Source organism: Aeromicrobium chenweiae, from assembly GCF_003065605.1.
In the GTDB taxonomy this organism is placed as follows: Bacteria; Actinomycetota; Actinomycetes; order Propionibacteriales; family Nocardioidaceae; genus Aeromicrobium; species Aeromicrobium chenweiae.
On sequence record NZ_CP026952.1, the window covers coordinates 3,020,534 to 3,035,027 of the forward strand.

Sequence of the window (14,494 nt, forward strand, 5' to 3'; positions counted from 1 at the left end):
AGCCGGGTCAGCAGCGCTGGGGTGCGGGGACGCCGACGTCGACCGGCAGCGCACCCTGCGCCCGCGCCGTGCCCTGCAGCACCTTGACGAGGGCGCGCATCGCCGGGACGTCCCGGCCGTAGAGCGCGATCTTGGTCGGCGCCGAGCTCGAGGCCAGCGCGTAGGGCGTGTCGGTCGAGACCGCGACGTCGCCGGCGGCCCCTGAGGAGCCCGGACCGAGGAACACCACCGACGTGCCGGAGCCCAGGGGCAGGCCGGCCTCCTCCGCCGCGGTCCGGAACGCGGTGACCGCCTCGGGCGACCCGAGCGGGACGACGCCGGCGATCTTCGGCACGGGGCACGGGTGGGCGACGATCGTGGCCGCCGAGGCGCTCAGGGCCTCGGACGCGTCCGCGTGGCTGCCCGGCTCGCCGGGCAGCTCCGGCGAGGCCTGGGCGTGCAGGAGGTAGGCGATCGTGCGGGCGGCGGACTCACGTGCCTGCTTCTCGGGGATCTCGCCGGACCTCAGGGCCGCGAGCACCGCGTCGTACGCCTGCTCGTTGTCCGCCGGCATCAGCGCGAGATCGCTGCCGGCCTTGATCGCCTCGACCGTCGCGTCGCCGCCGGGATAGCGGCTCATGACCGCACCCATGCCGAGCGAGTCGCTGATCACCAGGCCGTCGAAGCCGAGGTTGTCGCGCAGTCCCCGGGTGATGACCTTGTGCGACATCGAGGCCGGCACGCCCTTGTCGATCGCCGGGACGTCGAGGTGGCCGGTCATGATGCCCGGGGCGGCGTCGGCGACGGCCGCCGCGAACGGCTTGAGGTCGTGGCTGCGCAAGCGGTCGCGGTCGCTGCGCAGGACGGGCAGCCCCTTGTGGCTGTCCTCGTCGACGTTGTGCCCCGGGAAGTGCTTGACCGCCGAGATCATCCCGGCCTCGGAGTAGCCGTCCACGGCCGCGACGACCGCCCGCGCCACCGTGTCGGGATCGGAGCCGGCCGACCGACTGCCGATGATGGGGTCCGCGGGCCCGATCGTGATGTCACCGTCCGGGGCGAAGACCGTGTTGTAGCCCGCCGCGCGCAGCTCGGCGCCGGAGGCGCGCGTCGCGGCGGTGACGGCCGCCTCCCCGTCCGTGCCGTGCCCGGCGATCGCCGCCCCGGCCGACATGAACGTCGGGAACGGGGTCAGCGGGTCGGCCAGGCGTGCGACCAGACCGCCCTCCTGGTCGATCGGCACCATGACCGGGAAGCCGCGGCCCTTGCCGGCGTCCTGGAGCTGGTCGTTGAACGCCTTGACGCTCTCGAGCGGGTCGTCCGTCGTGACGTCGAGGATCTGCTGACCGGTCACCATGACCCCGGCGAAGTGCTTCTCACGCACCAGCTCCAGCGACGACTCGTTCGAGAAGCTCCGGGCGATGATGAGCTGTCCGGCGAGCTCGTCGAGGGGCAGCGCCTCGGCGAGCGAGCGCGCCTTCTGCTTCTCCGCGTCGGTCGGCCCCCACCCCGTCGGCTCCTGCGCCGCGGGCGACTTCGACGTCCGCGGCGAGGCCGGCGGCGAGGACGTCGGCGACGACGAGCCGTCCCGGCCGATCCACCAGACGACGCCCGCCGCGACGACCAGCGCGGTCGCGGTCAGGAGGACGACCGTCGCCAGCAGGCGGCGGTTCCGGGAGGGGCGCGGGGACGACATCGTCAGGCCGCGACGACCTGGGTGACCGGCATGCTCGAGTCGGCCGGCAGGTCCAGCGAGGACGGGGCGATGCCACGCCGGACGACCTCGGCACCGAGGGCCGCGACCATCGCACCGTTGTCGGTGCACAGCCCCATCCGCGGGATGCGGACCTGGATGCCGGCCTTGGCCGCCCGCTCCTGCGCGAAGTGACGCAGCCGGCCGTTGGCGGCCACGCCGCCGCCGATGATCAGGGTGTCGACGTCGTGCTCGACGCACGCGGCGATCGTCTTCTTGGTCAGCACGTCGCAGACCGCGTCCTGAAACGAGGCCGCGACGTCGGCCGTCGAGATGCTCCGGCCCATCCGCTGCTCGTGCTGGACGTGCCGGGCGACGGCACTCTTCAGCCCCGAGAACGAGAAGTCGTAACGGTGCTTGTCGAGGTCGCGCCCGGTGGTGAGGCCGCGCGGGAACGCGACCGCGGTCGGGTCGCCCTCGCGGGCGACGCGGTCGATGTGCGGTCCGCCGGGATAGGGCAGGTCGAGGAGCCGGGCCACCTTGTCGAACGCCTCGCCCGCGGCGTCGTCGATCGTCTGGCCGAGCATCGTGATGCCGGTGACGATGTCGTCCACGAGCAGCAGCTCGGTGTGGCCTCCGCTGACCAGCAGCGCCGCGACCCGCTGGTCGAAGCGGCCGTGCTCGAGCTGGTCCACCGCGACGTGCGCGGCCAGGTGGTTGACGCCGTAGAGCGGCTTGTCGTGGGCCAGCGCGAGCGCCTTCGCCGCCGCGACACCCACCAGCAGCGCACCGGTCAGCCCAGGTCCACTCGTCACCGCGATCGCGTCGACGTCCTGCACCCGGATGCCCGACTCGGCGTACGCCTGCTCGAGCGTGGGCACCATCGCCTCCAGGTGCGCGCGGCTCGCGACCTCGGGCACGACGCCGCCGAAGCGCACGTGCTGCTCCATGCTCGAGCTCAGCGCGTGGGCGAGCAGCTCGGTGCCGCGGACGATTCCCACGCCGGTCTCGTCGCAGGAAGACTCGATGCCCATCACCAACGGTTCACTCACCTGCACATTGTGTCAGGCACCCCGAACCGCCGGGCGGCCGTCACGCGTCCGGAGGCGGCGCCCCGCGGTCAGCCAGCTCCAGCAGGCGGCCGACCGAGCGCGCCGCGGCCGCCACCGGGTCGTCGTCGCCCGTCAGGCCCGCGTACATCAGCGACGCGTCGATCATCTGGGCCAGCAGGTCGACGTCGGGCCCGTCGGCCACCGCCGCGTGCCCGGAGCGTCGCAGGACCACCCGGAGCGCGGCGAGGTGCCCGGGGCGGAACTCGGTCATCGTGGCGCGCAGCTCGGGATCGCGGTGCGCCGCGAGCATCGGCTCGAGCCGGACGGTCAGGACGTCGGTGTCCAGGCCCGGGGCGTAGAACGCCTCGATCAGCAGGCGTGCGGTCTCCTCGGGGGTGCGGGACCGCTCGGGCACCGCGAGGGCGTACGCCATCGCGCCGTCGCGCCTGATCTCCTCGGCCCGCCGGACCGCCTCGGCGTAGAGGACGGCCTTGGACGGGAAGTAGTAGTTCGCGGACCCCGCCGGGACGCCGGCCTCGGCGGCCACCCGGCGGTGGGTGACGGCGGCCGGGCCGTGCTCGATCAGCAGCTCCGCAGCGGCGTCGACGAGGGCTCGTTGCCGGGTGCTGCTGCGTTCCTGCGTCGTCGTCCGCACCGGCCGTGTCGTCATGGCGAGCATCGTATCGACGCCGATGAGGGAATAACCCATACACGTGTATATGTTTAGTCCCGACGAGGCCGCTTCGGCCTCCCTGAACAACGAGGTGCACATGAACACGCAACTGGCCCAGGAAGGGCTGAAGATCGACTGGGCGAACATGCCCACGTACAACACGATCATGTCGATCGCAGCGGGCGCGGGCCTGCTGGGCATCGTGCTGCTGGCCCGGCAGATCGTCCGGAAGCCGGCCGACGTCAGCGCCGAGGGATGGTCGCTCGCATTCGGCGCGCTCGGCGCGATCCTGACCGCGACGGGCCTCCACATGTCGCTGACCTGGCCGCTCGCTGCGGGCGGGTTCCCGTTCGACAACATCATCTTCGGCGAGACGAGCCTGGGCTTCGGCGTCCTGCTGCTCGCCGCGTCGATCTATCTGTGGCGCCGGGGCGCCGAGGCGCTGCTGCGTCCGAACCCCCTCGCCGCGCTGGCGAAGGTCGCGCAGCCGATCTCGGTCTTCATCGGCGGCCTGGGCCTCGCCCTGTTCGGCATCGCCGTCGCCGGCGTCAAGTACAAGCTGTTCGCCGCTCCCCCGCAGGAGCCCATCTCGGGCGAGTTCGCCGAGTGGCCGCTGGTCGAGGCGATCTTCATGTCCGCCCTGTTCGCCCTCATCGGCCTCGGCGCGGTCCTGTTCCCGTTCGTCGTCACCGGCCTGAAGAACACCGCCGCGACCATCACGCTGCCCGCCCGGATCATGGGCGCCGTGTGGGCCGTCACCGGCGTGGTCTTCATCCTGTTCGGCGCGATGAACTTCTTCACCCACATCGGTCTGATCGTCAACACGATGTGACCCATCGCCACCCCGTGGCACACCGACGGCGGGACCTCCTTCGAGGAGGTCCCGCCGTCGGTGCGTTGTGACAAGGTGGCGAGATGACACGCACCGACGACATCCCCCAGGCGTACGACGAGCGGTCGGTCCTGCTGCAGATGCTGCACTACACGCAGGACACCGCGGTCATGAAGGTCAGCGGACTGAGCGAGGATCTGGCCCACCGAGCGCCCCTGGCCGGGTCGCCGCTGATGACGCCGGCCAACGTCCTCAACCACCTGCGCTGGGTCGAGCGCTCGTGGGTCAACGCCGACCTGTTCGGCGGCGAGGACGACGGGCCGTGGAGCGAGGAGGACCCCGACGGGGAGTTCCGCCAGGGCTCGGAGCTGTCGGTCGCCGAGGTGATCGGCCTCTACGAGCAGGAGGCGGCCCGGACCCGCGCGGCCTTCGCCGAGGTCGACCTCGACCTGGTCCGCCAGGGTGAGCGGGTCCGTCCGCCCGTCACGGCGCGATGGATCCTGCTGCACCTCATCGAGGAGACCGCCCGGCACAACGGCCACCTCGACCTCCTGCGCGAGATGGCCGACGGCACCACGGGCGACTGACCGCGGACGTCATCCCCGGTGGAGTGCCTGCGGCACGCGCGGGATGACGTCCCGACGCCACCCCGATGACGTCATCCCTGGCGGGGTGCCTGCGGCACACGCGGAATGACGTCAGGCGCTGGTGTGCGCTACTCCCCGAGGCTCACCTGGGACTTGTCGAACGCGACGTAGCCGCTGAAGTCCTGGCCGACGCGGTCGAACGCGGTCGGAATCGGGTCCGGGTAGGACCACGCCCCGTCAGCCGCGACGCCGTCATCGCTCCTGACGTTCCAGTACTGCGCGTCGCCCTTCCACGGGCAGTGGTAAGCCGTGGGGCTCTTCTCGAACGCCCCCTCGTCCAGGCTGGAGGGTGGGAAGTACCAGTTGCCCTCGATCTTGACGAGCTCCTCGGTGGGCGCCTCCGCGACGACCGTGCTGCCGATGACTGCCTTCATGCGTGCCTCCTGGGGTCTGGTCCCAGTCTGCACCCTGATGCGGACGTCATCCCGATCGAAGCGCCAGCGGCACGTGCGGGATGACGTCCCCGACGCCGCCCCGGGAACGTCATCCCTGGCGAGGTGCCTGCGGCACGCGCGGGATGACGTCAGGCGCTGCGCTCGGTGCGCCGAGCGGCGCGGGCGGCGTACTCCTCCTCGTCGAGGCGGGCGGCCTCCTCGAGGGACGGCGCGGTGCCGCCGTGGCGCGCGGGTGCCCACCACTGGCCGACGGGGCTGAGCGGGTACTCGAGGACCGCGCGGTCCAGCAGCGTCGACATCGCCTCGCGCAGCAGCTTGGTCTCGGCGACCGGGTCCTCGCCCGTGACCTCCAACGGCGCACCGACGTGCAGGCCGATCGTCTTGCCGCGACCCGTCAGGTCCGACGGGTGGTCCTTGGTCTTCAGCAGCTGCGTGCCCCACGTGACCATCGGGATGAGCGGGACGCCGGCCTCGGCGGCCATGCGCACGGCGCCGGTCTTGAGATCCTTGATCTCGAAGGCGCGGCTGATCGTGGCCTCGGGGAAGATGCCGACGATCTCGCCGGACCGCGCGTACTCGACCGCGTCGTCGTACGACTGCTGGCCGTTGTCGCGGTCCACCGAGATGTGGTGGAACGAGCGCATGATCGGCCCGGAGACCTTGTGGTCGAACGCATCCTTCTTCGCCATGAAGCGCACCAACCGGCCGCTGGGCTGGGCGGCGAGGCCGTCGAAGATGAAGTCGACATAGCTGATGTGGTTGGCGGCGAGGATCGCTCCGCCGGTGCGCGGGATGTGCTCGGTGCCGGACATCTGGAACTTCATGCCCAGCACCTTGAACAGCGTCTTGGCAGTCACAATCGTGGCCGGATACGTGTAGTCGCGCATGCGGTCAGGGTAGTGCACACGCGTGCACTCGGCGCTGTGGCCGAGCGCACGCGTGGCGATGGTCCAGCGGTGCCGTCAGTCCTCGTCGACGACGTGGACGGCAGCCTCCTCGGCGCTAGCGGCGGCACCGTCGATGCCGACGTCCTCGCCGATGAGGTCCTTCTCGGTGTCCTCGCCGATGCCGCCGTCGGGATCGACCAGTCGTCCGGCGCGCTCGGTGCCGACCTCGCCGTCGTCGAGGATCTCCGGCTCCGGGGCGTACGGGTCGGGCTCGGGCTCCTCCTGGCGGAGGCGCTGCTCGAGGGACTCACCCTCCAGCTGCTCCTCGGCCGTCGTGCCGAACCCCTCGCCGCGGTACTTCTCCGGCGGCGAGTAACCCTCGTCCATGACCTCGTCGGGATCGTCGAAGATCGCGTCCTGGTCGGGTCCGAAATCGTCCGTGGGGATGATGTCAGGGGTGTCAGGTGTCTCAGGTACTTCGGTCATGCCTTCCAGCGTGGCACGCTCTCGCGAGGTGGCAACCGGTCAGCGCCACTCCGCGATGGTGATCTCCATGACGAGCGCGTCGATGCCACCCGCGTAGTAGCCGCGACGGGTGCTGATGGTGTCGAAGCCGTGCGCCTCGTAGAGCCCGATCGCCGCGGCGTTGTCGGCGGCGACCTCCAGCAGCATCCGGTCCGCACCGAGGTCGCGCACCCGGTCGACCAGGTCGGTCAGCAGGTCGCGGGCGAGGCCCCGTCCGCGGGCGGCCGGCAGCACCGCGATGCGGTCCAGGTCGGCGGTCTCCCCGGCCAGGGACGCCGCCGCGTACGCCGCCAGGTCGTCGGTCACCAGCACGACGTGCCGGTCGCTGACCACCTCGTCGCGGACGAGGCCCTCGCTCCACGCGGAGGCGCCGAAGCAGGAGCGCTCGATCGCGGCGATCGCCTCGACGTCGGCCTCGGTCGCCGTGCGGCTCATGCCCGCTTGGACGAGGCCTGCGGCACCGCGTCGGGACGGCGCAGGTAGAGCGGCTCGAGCGGCACCTGCACCGCGCGCCCGGAGACCACGAGGTCCGCCAGCGCGGCAGCACGGGGATCGCTCGCCTCGCCCGCCGCGCGCAGGACGCCGTCGTAGAGGTGCGCGCCCCGTCCGTACGCCGGGAGGCTCGGGTGCTGGGCGGCGAGGTCGGCGGGCTTGAGCACGTGCGGCCCGTCGAGGCGTACGTGGTCCGCTCCGTAGCGGGCCCAGTAGACCTCCTTGCGGCGGGCGTCGGTCGCGACGAGGAACTCACCCTCCACCTGGACGTCGGCGGCCACGATGTCGAGCGAGCACACGCCGTGGGTCGTCAGGCCGAGCGTCGAGCCGAGGGTCAGGGCGGTGACGACGCCGACGCGCAACCCGGTGAACGGACCCGGTCCCACGCCGACCGCGACATCGGTCAGGTCGGCCATCGTGGCGCCGGCCTGCGCCATCGCGTCGCGGATGGCCGGGGCGAGCAGCTCGCCGTGCGCCATCGCGCCCTCGCCGTACGCCTCGGCGACCACCCGCTCGCCGTCGTGGACGGCAACGGTGATCGCGGGTGTGGCGGTGTCGAAGGCGAGGAGGAGCACAGGAGCAGCCTACGAGCCGAGCAAGGTGGAGCGGAGCGGGACTCCGACCCACCGGGGGCCGTGCGGCTTGATCGTGACGACCCGGGGATCCACCTCGTCCGGCACGTCCCCGTCGTGCGGCGTGCCGAGCGGGTCGATCGGCCGCGGACCACGGACCTCGATCCTGACGTGCAGCCAGCTGTCGGCGAGCTGCTCGGCCATCCCGTCGCCCCACTCCACGACGGTGACCGCCGAGTCGGTCGTGGAGTCCAGGTCGAGGTCGTCGATCTCGCTCAGGTCACCCAGCCGGTACGCGTCCACGTGCACGAGCGGCGGGCCGTCGACGAGCGAGGGGTGGGTGCGCGCCAGGACGAACGTCGGCGACGTGATGGGTCCGCGGACGCCGAGCGCCTCGCCCAGGCCCTGCGTGAACGTCGTCTTGCCCGCCCCGAGGTCACCGGACAGCACCAGCAGGTCGCCGGCGCGCAGCAGCGGGGCGAGCCGCTTCGCGAGCGACTGCATCTCCTCTGCGGTGGGCACCTCCCGTGCCAGCCACAGCGTCTTGCCGAACTCGATGAACGGCTCGTCCCGGCCGATCGGCTCGTAGCGGCGGTGCGTCCAGAACTGCACGGTCTCCGGCAGCTCCTCGCGCACGTTGAGCCAGATGCCGTCCTTGCCCCGCTCCTCGGCGGTGTCCTCCGCGACGCCCAGCATCGCCGACGCGACGCCGCGCGCCTGGATGTCCGGGTCCACGCACACCCGTCGCAGGCCCAGCTGCCCCGGGCGGGACTCGTCGAACAGCATCGCGCCCATCGGCAGGCCACGGCGCTCGACGAGCAGGCCGCCCGCGGTCGCCAGCGTCCTCGCGACCGACTCGACCGTCTCGTCGAGCGCCGTGGACGGCGGGTCGAGCACGGGGCGGGCGCCGAACGAGCGGTGGATGATGTCGACGATGACCGCGGCGTGCTCCGGGCCCGCGTCGATCACGTTGAGGGCGTTGGATCCGGTCATGACTCGATGTCCTCCAGGACGTCCTCGATGGCCTTCGTGACGGTCTCGTGGGCCTCGAACGGGACCATGTGGCCGACGTCCTCCAGCACCACGAGCTTGGCGTCGGGGATCCGGTCGGCCAGGACGCGGGCGTGCTTGATCGGGGTCAGCAGGTCCGCGGTACCGCCGATGACGGTCGTCCGGGCCCGGCCGAGGTCGCGCAGGCCGGCGGTCAGGTCGAGGCTGACGAAGTTGGGGTAGAAGTCCATGAGCACGCGGGTCGGCGCACGCAGGATCATCTCGTTGGCCATGTCGGCGTGGCGCTCCTGGGCGTTCGGGCCGAGGCCCCAGCGCTTGATGATCGAGTAGCTGTTGAAGCGCCGGCCCCAGTTCAGCATCGGCGTCCCGGCACGCAGCAGCGGGACGAGGTAGCGAAGCGCCGGGCTGCTGCGCATGAGCTTGCCCGAGCTGGTCGAGACCAGCACGACTCCCTGGACCCGGTCGCCGAAGAGGTCCGGCCGCGTGCGGGCGAGCTCCATGATGGTCATGCCGCCCATCGAGTGCCCGACCAGGACGACGGGACCCTGCGGGACGACCTGGTCGAGCACGGTCTCGAGGTCGTCAGCGAGGTCGGCGAGGGACGAGTTGCCGGCGTACGAGCGGCCGGACCGGCCGTGGGAGCGCAGGTCGACGAACACGGTGCGGACACGTCCTCGCAGAGCGAGCCGCTGGTAGTGCCAGACGTCGCTGTCCTCGACCCACCCGTGCAGGAACACGATCGTGGGGGTCGCGCGGTCGGCCTCGTCGACCTCGACGTGGAGCGCGACGCCGTCGGGCGCGAGCACGGACAGGGGCGTGCTGCGCACGGAGCCGAACTCGACGTCCTCGCCGCGGCGCCTCCGCCGGCTCGTGCGGTGCCGGTCGTTGAGCACCGTGGCGACCGCCCCGGCGGCCACGAACGCCCCCGCAGTCGTCGCGAGCTTCACGGTTCTTCTCATGCGCCACCCTTGTAGGTCCGGACGATGCGGTCACCCAGACGGGTGACCACCTCGTAGGCAATGGTGCCCGACGCCACCGCCCAGTCCTCCGCGGTGGGCTCCCCGTCGTGGCCGGGGCCGAACAGCACGACCTCGTCGCCGCGCCGCGCGGACCGCTCCCCGAGGTCGACGACGAACTGGTCCATGCACACCCGGCCGACCAGGGGCACGCGGGCGCCGGCGGTGAGCACCTGCGCCCGGTTGGACGCCGAGACCGGGATGCCCTCGCCGTACCCGAACGGGACGAGGCCGACCGTGGTGTCGTGCTCGGCGGTCCAGGTCTGTCCGTACGAGACCTTCGCCCCGGCGGGGAGGCGCTTGACCTGGACGAGGCGCCCGCGCAGCGTCAGCACCGGGGTGAGCCGGGTCGGGTACGTCATGCCCGGGTCGGGCCGGATGCCGTAGGCCGCGATGCCGACGCGGACGAGGTCGAAGTGCGCCGAGGGGCGGGTCAGCGTCGCGGGCGAGTTGCTGAGGTGGCGCACCCGCGGCTGGATGCCCGCCGCGAGGAGCTCGTCGACGGCCGCGACGAACACCGCCTCCTGCGCGTCGTTGGCCGGGTGGTCGGGCTGGTCGGCGCACGCGAAGTGCGACCAGACGCCGGTGACCTCGAGCCGGCCGCCGGACTGGGCCTGCGCGGCGGCCGCGACCAGCGCGGTCCACTCCTGCCCCAGCGCCCCGTTGCGCGAGAGCCCCGTGTCGACCTTGAGCTGCACCCGCGGCCGGCGGGGGGCGGCGGACAGGATCTCGGCCAGCTGCTCCACCGAGGACGCCGTGACCTCGACGTCCGCCTCCACGGCGGCCGCGTAGTCGGCGCCCGGCGCGGCGAGCCAGCACAGCAGGTCGCCGGTGTCCCCCGCGGCCCGCAGGGTCAGCGCCTCCCGGAGGGTCGCGACGCCGAGCCAGTCGGTGCCGGCGGCGCGGGCCGCGCGGGCCATCTCGACCATGCCGTGGCCGTACGCGTTGGCCTTGACGACCGTCATCTGGGCCGCCGACGGGGCGCAGGCGGAGAGGGCGGCCAGGTTGGCGCCGAACGCGTCGAGGTCGATGACCGCCTCGGCCTGGGGATCGGTCATGTCAGCTCCTCCAGTCGCGGACGACGTCGAGCACGCCGTCGTGGAACGCCGCGACGGTGCCGGGGAGGGCCGCGGCGACCGCGGACGCGGTGACCGGGCCGCCGAGGTTCGCGCGGACGCTCGCGGCGCCGTGCAGGAACGCCGCCAGGGAACCGGCGTCGTGCGGGTCGGCGCCGGCGGCCATCAGCGATCCGGCCAGGCCGGAGAGCACGTCACCGGAGCCGGCGGTGCCGAGCCACGGCGAGCCGGTCAGGTTGACCCGCGTCGCTCGTCCCGGCGTGACGACGAGGGTGCGGGCGCCCTTGAGCAGCACCGTCGCGCCCCACCGCTGGGCGGCGCGCGTCGCGTGCGCGAGCGGCTCGGCCTCGACGGCGTCGCGGTCGGTGCCGAGCATCTGGGCGAGCTCTCCCGCGTGCGGGGTGAGCAGGGCCGGGACGTCGAAGGACTCCGGCAGGTGCTGCAACCCGGACGCGTCGACCAGCACGGGCACACCGTCCTCGAGCGCGGTCGCGAGCTGGTCACCGGCGTCGTCTCCCCCGCCGGGACCGACCACCCAGGCCTGTACGCGGCCACGTCCCACCACGACCTCGGGGGCCCGGTCGACCACGCGCCTGCCGAGCTCGGCCGTCCCGAGGAACCGCACCATGCCGGCCATCCCGGCCTGGGCGCCCGCGACGCAGAGGTGCGCTGCGCCCGCGTACTGCTCGGAGCCGGCGGCGACGCCGACGACGCCGCGGGCGTACTTGTGGCTCGTCGGGCTGCGCAGCCAGTCGAAGGTGTCCTCGAGCAGATGGCCGTCGGACGGCTCGATCGCCTCGACCGACGGCGGCGGCAGGTACGGCCCGAGCCCGATGTCGACGAGCTCGGGGATCGAGGTGCCGTTCCACCCGGCAGCGCCACTCGCGGGAGCGACCAGCAGAGCGTTCTTGTACGTGCCGAACGTGATCGTCGCGTCGGCCCGCACGTGCGCGCCGGGCACCGTGGCACCGTCGACGTCCACGCCGGACGGCACGTCGACCGCGATCGTGTGGGGGCGGGACCGCGCGATCCACTCGGCCCAGCCGGCCGCCCGACCGGTGAGCCCGGGCCGCGCGCCGATCCCGAAGACCGCGTCGAGGCAGTGCGACTGGTCGGACGGCTCGTCGACCACGCGCGCCCCTGCTGCCAGCGCGGCCGCCAGACCGTCGTCGTGGACGGTGGCGGGGTCGAGCAGGCACAGGTCCACGCGGACGCCGCGGCCGAGCAGGTGCACCGCGGCGTACAGCGCGTCGCCACCGTTGTTGCCCGGTCCGACGAGGACGAGCACGACCTCACCCGCCGCCACGTGCCCGAGCGCGTCGGCCAGGCCCTGCGAGGCGCGTCGCATGAGCTCGCCGTCGGGCAGGGTCGCCGCGAGGGCCGCCTCGGCGGCGCGGACGTCCCCGACCCGGTGCGACCTCAGCATTCGGCCACCACGAAGGCAGTCGCGACGGTGGTGTCGTGGGAGATCGACAGGTGCGCGGTCGTGACGCCGAGCTCGCCCGCGCGGTCCTTCGCGGCTCCCTGCAGCCGAAGCTGCGGCGCACCGTGGGCGTCGTTGACGACCTCGATGTCCTGCCACGACATGCCGGCCGGCGCGCGCAGCGCCTTGACGAACGCCTCCTTGGCCGCGAACCGGCCCGCCAGCGACTCCAGTGGCAGGTCGATCTCGGACGCCGTGAACAGCCGGTTGCGCAGCGTCGGGGTGCGCTCCAGCGACGCCGCGAACCGGCCGATGTCGACCACGTCCACGCCGATGCCCAGGATGCTCATCCCGGGATCACTCGACGGTGACGGACTTGGCCAGATTGCGCGGCTGGTCGACGTCGTGGCCCAGCTGGCTGGCGAACTCGGCGGCGAAGATCTGCAGCGGCACCGTGGACACGAGCGGCTGCAGCAGCGTCGGCACCTTCGGCAGCCGGATCAGGTGGTCGGCGTACGGCACGACGTCCTCGTCACCGTCCTCGGCCAGCACGATCGTGCGGGCGCCGCGGGCGCGGATCTCCTGGATGTTGCTGACCGTCTTCTCCTGCAGCTGGTCGCGGCCCTTGGGCGGCACGATCACGAACACCGGCAGGCCCTGCTCGATCACCGCGATCGGACCGTGCTTGAGCTCGCCCGCGGCGAAGCCCTCGGCGTGGATGTACGCGAGCTCCTTGAGCTTGAGGGCACCCTCCAGGGCGACCGGGTAGCCGACGTGGCGGCCCAGGAAGAGGATCGAGCGCGATCCCGCGAGCTCGGTCGCGAGCTTGCGCATCTGGTCGCCCTCGTCGAGCATCCGCTGGATGCCGTCGGGGATCCGCCCGATCTCGGCGAGGATCCCGTCGATCTCGTCGCCGTACTTCATGCCCTTGACCTGGGCGATGTAGAGCGCGAGGAGGTAGCACGCGACGACCTGGGCGAGGAAGCCCTTGGTGGACGCGACCGCGACCTCGGGGCCCGCGTGCGTGTAGATGACCGCGTCGGACTCGCGCGGGATCGTCGAGCCGTTGGTGTTGCAGATCGACAGCACCCGCGCGCGCTGCTGGCGGGCGTACCGGATCGCCATGAGGGTGTCCATGGTCTCGCCGGACTGGCTGATCGTGACGACCAGCGTGCTCTTGTTGAGGATCGGGTCGCGGTAGCGGAACTCCGAGGCGAGCTCGACCTCGCAGGGCGTGCGCGTCCAGTGCTCGATCGCGTACTTGGCGACCATCGCGGCGTAGAAGGACGTGCCGCACGCGATGACGATGATCTTGTCGACCTCACGCAGCTCGGTGTCGCTGATGCGCATCTCGTCGAGCTGCAGCAGGCCGCCGGGACTGTGCCGCCCCCGCAGGGTGTCGGCCACGGCGGAGGGCTGCTCGTCGATCTCCTTGAGCATGAACCACTCGAAGCCGCCCTTCTCGGCCGCCGACACGTCCCAGTCGACGTGGTACTCCTTGGTCTCGGCCGGCCGGCCGTCGAAGTCGGTCACGACGATGTCGTCGGGCGTGATCGTGACGACCTGGTCCTGGCCCAGCTCGACGGCGTTGCGGGTGTACTCGATGAACGCGGCGACGTCGGAGCCGAGGAAGTTCTCCCCCTCACCCCGACCGACCACGAGCGGTGAGTTGCGGCGGGCGCCGACCACCACGTCGGGCTGGTCGGCGTCACAGATCACCAGGGTGAACGCACCCTCGAGGCGGCGGCAGACCGCGCGCACCGCGTCGGACAGGTCCGCAGTGCGCTCGAGCTCGTCGTGCAGCAGGTGGGCGACGACCTCGGTGTCGGTCTCGGAGAGCATCTCGTGGCCGCGTGCCTCCAGCTCGTTGCGCAGGGACGCGAAGTTCTCGATGATGCCGTTGTGGACGACCGCGACCCGCCCGGTGGCGTCGAGGTGCGGGTGGGCGTTGACGTCGTTGGGCGCGCCGTGGGTGGCCCACCGGGTGTGCCCGATGCCCGTGTGCGCGACCGGCAGCGGGTGCGCCGCGAGCTCGGCGTCGAGGTTGACGAGCTTGCCCGCCTTCTTGGCCGAGAGGATCTCTCCCTCGTGCACGAGGGCGACACCTCCCGAGTCATATCCCCGGTACTCCAGGCGTCGCAGGCCCCCCATGACCACGTCAAGAGCGGACCGCTGACCGACGTACCCGACAATTCCACACATGTGTCCAGAGTAGCGAGTGCGG

The 14,494-nt window shown here is 72.2% G+C and carries 16 protein-coding genes; 2 read left to right on the plus strand and 14 right to left on the minus strand.

The window, feature by feature from the left end; genetic code table 11:
• Positions 1 to 7: 7 nt before the first annotated feature.
• Genes C3E78_RS14585 through C3E78_RS14595 form a run of 3 tightly spaced genes read right to left on the minus strand, consistent with a single transcriptional unit; the run spans position 8 to position 3,391 of the window.
• A complete protein-coding gene (locus tag C3E78_RS14585) occupies positions 8 to 1,672 on the minus strand; it encodes a glycoside hydrolase family 3 N-terminal domain-containing protein (RefSeq protein WP_108579620.1) in 1,665 nt (554 codons plus the stop codon).
• 2 nt (positions 1,673 to 1,674) lie between these two features.
• Positions 1,675 to 2,721, minus strand: a complete 1,047-nt coding sequence (gene tsaD, locus C3E78_RS14590; protein WP_235833640.1) for a tRNA (adenosine(37)-N6)-threonylcarbamoyltransferase complex transferase subunit TsaD — start codon at positions 2,719 to 2,721, stop codon at positions 1,675 to 1,677.
• A 40-nt stretch (positions 2,722 to 2,761) separates the two neighbouring features.
• Positions 2,762 to 3,391, minus strand: a complete 630-nt coding sequence (locus tag C3E78_RS14595; RefSeq protein WP_159085909.1) for a TetR/AcrR family transcriptional regulator — start codon at positions 3,389 to 3,391, stop codon at positions 2,762 to 2,764.
• Positions 3,392 to 3,491: 100 nt separating this feature from the next.
• Between C3E78_RS14595 and C3E78_RS14600 the strand changes: the two genes are divergently transcribed.
• On the plus strand, positions 3,492 to 4,226 hold the full coding sequence (locus C3E78_RS14600) for a DUF981 domain-containing protein (RefSeq protein ID WP_108579624.1): 735 nt from the start codon (positions 3,492 to 3,494) through the stop codon (positions 4,224 to 4,226).
• 83 nt (positions 4,227 to 4,309) lie between these two features.
• Positions 4,310 to 4,813: a DinB family protein gene (locus C3E78_RS14605; protein WP_108579626.1), complete on the plus strand. Its 504-nt coding sequence runs from the start codon at positions 4,310 to 4,312 to the stop codon at positions 4,811 to 4,813.
• A gap of 128 nt (positions 4,814 to 4,941) precedes the next feature.
• Here the strand turns inward: C3E78_RS14605 and C3E78_RS14610 are convergent, their stop codons facing one another.
• The 11 genes from C3E78_RS14610 to glmS form a co-directional block, all read right to left on the minus strand.
• A complete protein-coding gene (locus tag C3E78_RS14610; RefSeq protein ID WP_108579628.1) occupies positions 4,942 to 5,247 on the minus strand; it encodes a DUF427 domain-containing protein in 306 nt (101 codons plus the stop codon).
• A gap of 149 nt (positions 5,248 to 5,396) precedes the next feature.
• Positions 5,397 to 6,155 carry a lysophospholipid acyltransferase family protein gene (locus C3E78_RS14615; protein ID WP_108579630.1) on the minus strand — a complete coding sequence of 253 codons (759 nt, stop codon included), beginning with the start codon at positions 6,153 to 6,155 and terminating at the stop codon, positions 5,397 to 5,399.
• 75 nt (positions 6,156 to 6,230) lie between these two features.
• Positions 6,231 to 6,641: a DUF5709 domain-containing protein gene (locus C3E78_RS14620; RefSeq protein ID WP_108579632.1), complete on the minus strand. Its 411-nt coding sequence runs from the start codon at positions 6,639 to 6,641 to the stop codon at positions 6,231 to 6,233.
• A 39-nt stretch (positions 6,642 to 6,680) separates the two neighbouring features.
• On the minus strand, positions 6,681 to 7,115 hold the full coding sequence (gene rimI / locus C3E78_RS14625) for a ribosomal protein S18-alanine N-acetyltransferase (protein ID WP_108579634.1): 435 nt from the start codon (positions 7,113 to 7,115) through the stop codon (positions 6,681 to 6,683).
• Positions 7,112 to 7,747 (minus strand): tRNA (adenosine(37)-N6)-threonylcarbamoyltransferase complex dimerization subunit type 1 TsaB, encoded by a 636-nt coding sequence (gene tsaB, locus C3E78_RS14630; protein ID WP_108579636.1) that lies wholly within the window; start codon positions 7,745 to 7,747, stop codon positions 7,112 to 7,114. The genes rimI and tsaB overlap by 4 nt, the downstream gene beginning before the upstream one ends.
• A gap of 9 nt (positions 7,748 to 7,756) precedes the next feature.
• Positions 7,757 to 8,737 carry a tRNA (adenosine(37)-N6)-threonylcarbamoyltransferase complex ATPase subunit type 1 TsaE gene (tsaE, locus tag C3E78_RS14635; RefSeq protein WP_108579638.1) on the minus strand — a complete coding sequence of 327 codons (981 nt, stop codon included), beginning with the start codon at positions 8,735 to 8,737 and terminating at the stop codon, positions 7,757 to 7,759.
• Entirely contained in the window at positions 8,734 to 9,714 is a 981-nt protein-coding gene (locus tag C3E78_RS14640) for an alpha/beta fold hydrolase (RefSeq protein WP_108579640.1), read from the minus strand. Before C3E78_RS14640 ends, tsaE begins: the two co-directional genes overlap by 4 nt.
• Positions 9,711 to 10,829, minus strand: a complete 1,119-nt coding sequence (alr, locus tag C3E78_RS14645; protein ID WP_108579642.1) for an alanine racemase — start codon at positions 10,827 to 10,829, stop codon at positions 9,711 to 9,713. The genes C3E78_RS14640 and alr overlap by 4 nt, the downstream gene beginning before the upstream one ends.
• A gap of 1 nt (position 10,830) precedes the next feature.
• Entirely contained in the window at positions 10,831 to 12,273 is a 1,443-nt protein-coding gene (locus C3E78_RS14650) for a bifunctional ADP-dependent NAD(P)H-hydrate dehydratase/NAD(P)H-hydrate epimerase (RefSeq protein ID WP_108579644.1), read from the minus strand.
• Positions 12,267 to 12,620, minus strand: a complete 354-nt coding sequence (locus C3E78_RS14655) for a holo-ACP synthase (protein WP_108579646.1) — start codon at positions 12,618 to 12,620, stop codon at positions 12,267 to 12,269. The genes C3E78_RS14650 and C3E78_RS14655 overlap by 7 nt, the downstream gene beginning before the upstream one ends.
• 7 nt (positions 12,621 to 12,627) lie before the next feature.
• Positions 12,628 to 14,472: a glutamine--fructose-6-phosphate transaminase (isomerizing) gene (gene glmS / locus C3E78_RS14660; protein ID WP_108579648.1), complete on the minus strand. Its 1,845-nt coding sequence runs from the start codon at positions 14,470 to 14,472 to the stop codon at positions 12,628 to 12,630.
• Positions 14,473 to 14,494 lie beyond the last annotated feature (22 nt).